The organism is Corynebacterium sp. 122RC1 (genome assembly GCF_024580955.1).
GTDB classification, from domain to species: Bacteria; Actinomycetota; Actinomycetes; order Mycobacteriales; family Mycobacteriaceae; genus Corynebacterium; species Corynebacterium kozikiae.
On record NZ_JANIKD010000044.1, the window covers coordinates 1 to 3,192 of the forward strand.

2 protein-coding genes are annotated in these 3,192 nt (G+C 51.0%); one reads left to right on the forward strand and one right to left on the reverse strand.

Annotation, left to right across the window (positions count from 1 at the left end):
- Positions 1–144: 144 nt before the first annotated feature.
- On the forward strand, positions 145–357 hold the full coding sequence (locus tag NQ050_RS11295) for a DUF3054 domain-containing protein (protein WP_257054659.1): 213 nt from the start codon (positions 145–147) through the stop codon (positions 355–357).
- A gap of 52 nt (positions 358–409) precedes the next feature.
- Here NQ050_RS11295 and NQ050_RS10950 read toward each other — a convergent pair whose 3' ends face one another.
- On the reverse strand, positions 410–2,407 hold the full coding sequence (locus NQ050_RS10950) for a hypothetical protein (RefSeq protein ID WP_257039376.1): 1,998 nt from the start codon (positions 2,405–2,407) through the stop codon (positions 410–412).
- Between the last annotated feature and the right edge of the window lie 785 nt (positions 2,408–3,192).

Sequence of the window (3,192 nt, forward strand, 5' to 3'; positions counted from 1 at the left end):
CCTCGAGGCGCTCGAAGTACATGCGCACCGCGCGCTCCTGCGTGGCTGCGTCGTACTGACTGGGTCGTGCCATGCTGATCGTCCTCCTAGGGTAAAACCTAGTCTCCGACCAACCCAGGCCGCTTCAGTTGGTGGACTTTGCAGATGTGGAAAGAACCGCAAGGTCTTATGCGTGGTTTGCTGCTTTGGGCAATTGTTGTGCCTGTGGGGCAGTTGCTTCGAGTGCTGACTTATTCAGGCAATTTAACGCTGCCGTTTATTCTGGTCAGTGCTGTAACTCTGGCACTGTTTTTGATCAGTTGGCATCTTATAAATACAGGGCTGCAGATGTTAAATAGGCAACCAAGACACGATTAATAAAGTTGTGGGTGGTGTGAAATTCACACCACCCACAACTTTTAAGGGTTCACTACTTCCGTCTTCTTGCTGCAGTCACAGTAGCTGCACCAGCAGCAGTTAGTAGTAGGGCAAGACCTGCAGCCTCAAGAGAAGTGTCAGCGCCGGTATTTGCGAGCTGGGTTTTCTCCGGTGTTAGAGGCTTAGCTTCAGGCTTTTCAGGAGTCAACGGCACCGGTTGCGGTGTTGGCACCGGGTCCGGAGTTGGCACCGGTTGCGGTGTTGGCACCGGGTCCGGAGTTGGTTCCGGGTCCGGAGTTGGTTCTGGATCCGGAGTTGGCTCTGGATCCGGAGTTGGTTCTGGATCCGGCGTTGGTTCCGGGTCCGGCGTTGGTTCTGGATCCGGTGTTGGCTCAGGGTCCGGTGTTGGCTCAGGATCCGGTGTTGGCTCAGGATCCGGGCAGGTTGGGATTTCCAATCTGTTTACAACCGTGGCGTTGTTTACCGGATTGGTGCCTGTACCAATTTTCCACTCTGCCGTTGCTTCAGTATCTATCGCCTGGTGCTCAGGCTTAAGACATTTCAGATCTACTGAATTGGCTGTATTCGTGGCAGTTTTTGCAATGCCGACTTGATTATAAATATCAACCAGTTTTTCTGCCGGAAGCGGTTCAGAAGTACCCGGAACCTCAACGGTCCAGTCACCTGCGGCAGTTGTTGCCGGGGCATCCTCTGCAACAGTCACAGTAGCATTTGCAGGCAGCAGTGGTGAAAGCCATGTGTTGCCAGCAGTAGTAGCCCAGTTAATATCTGAGGCGTCATACTTGTATGCTTTTGTGCCTGTCCAGTCATCTCCTGACCAGTTTGAAGTGTTGGCAAAAGTCTGAGTGTAGATACCTTCAGGGTAGGAGACAGTTCCACCAAACTCCTGAGTATCAGACACAGCTTCAATGTAATTTCCAGCCAAGTTTTTGGTGACGCTCATCCGACTGTATTCCGGAGTAACAAGCTGACCCTGGTAAGGGCGCATTTGACCTGGTCGGCCAAACGGGTTAGCGCAACCGTTCATCCAGGTTTCGTATTGGAATCGCTCACCAAATTCTAGATCTACGATGATTGAGGTTTTTGCCCCCTCACGAATCAACGGGTACTCTGTGGAGTCTTTTGTGTAGGTGAGGTAGTTTGCTCCCATGCCGTTGTAGCCTAAACGCGGCACATCAGTGTTAGAAGCATCACAACCGAAGGGACGCACAGAGTTCTGCACGTATGCTGCCCAGCTACCATCTTGCGTTTCTGGGCGCCAGGTATAGCTGTTTGGATCTACAGCCCAAATTTCAATCTTGTCAACCAAGTCTGCTTCTGCCGGGTTGGCATTGATCATTGAGTAGACAGCTTTTGGTTTTCCGTCTACCTCAATAATCTTTTCAAAACTGAGTGGCTGTGAGAGTTTATAAAAGTTTGAATCATATACAGTTGCCTGACGCGCTACGACTGGATCAGCATCTGTCGCACGGTTTACATTTTGAGTAACCGAGACAGTAAAGTCAGGCCAAGCAAATTGACTTTGAGTGGTTTTGCCAAAGGCCTCAATCCAGAAGCTCTGACCCTCAAAATATTCGTAGTTGAAAACAATGTATGGATTACCTTCTGCGGTGCGATTAGACGCAGGGATCTCATACTGTTTGGTTTTACCGATTTTCTGGCCACCTGTTGCGGTGTGAGCGGTGTCATCCTTTACCCGAACCATAGATGGATCCACTCGTTGGTGCAAGAACTCTACACGCACAATCAGGTTATCGCCGTCATCAGTCCAGCAGTTAACACGTGCCCAGTGACCGTGCCCAACGTTTGCACACTGGTTTTCAACCGGTTGAAAATTAGGTGCGTAGTGGTACTGAGAACGCCAGCCGGCATCACTCTGTACCCGTTCAAAAGCAGAAGCGGTTGGAGTGTACTCAGGAGTAATTGAAGCCTCAGCTACGGCTTGCGCTACATCAGCAAAAAATACGCTTGTTGCAAGCCCAAAAGCTGCAGTTGTGGCAAGGAATTTTTTAGTCAGTCTTTTACTCAAAATTGCCTCAGTTGTTTTCTGTATGCGAAAAATGTCTCTGCACTCAGTAGAGCGCAGTGACACACTGATTTTAGCTTAATTACAGATGCCACTTCAAAATAGGTTTGAAAGAAGCAAATTGCTGTGAACTAAACTTTGGTAAATTATGTGGGTCCGTGTTGTGGTTGCTGTCATTTTCTACCTTAGCAGGATTTATAATGTTTTTTGTGACCGCCAACCCGACTTCTGCAGCCGCGCACACTACTGTTGCCCGGCGTGATGAACTCCACCGCACGATTTGGAAGATCGCGGAGGAGATCCGGGAGCAGGTTGCCCAAGGCCGGCTGGGCGACAGGGTCAGATCGGTACTCGTGGCGAGCCGCCTTCCTGAGAGGCGTCCAGGCAATGCACTGTTCAGCGCACTCGTCCTCTCAGTTGCTAGACGGCGAGAGATATCGGTTGATAACCCCTCGGTGTGAGACTTTGCGGTGCTCACTGCACTGCCAACGATGCAAGCAGTGTTCACCCCTTGAGTGTTCCGCTCACCTATGCATCCTTTGGGCGGGCGTGGCCGCGATGGATTGAGTCTGATTTCTGGGTGCCTGTACCTCCGGCTTACGTACTCACCGGCGCCCCGCGTAGCCAACAAATGATTACTCGACGCACATCAACAACCTTTCCCATTACGTTGTTAGCAGTTCCACCCCAGGGCACCGAAGATACATAGCCTGTCCACCCGATTGGGCGGGCTATGTTTATGTCCGTTCCCGCCATCCGAAAGGACAGTGGAACTAGTCGCTGGCTTC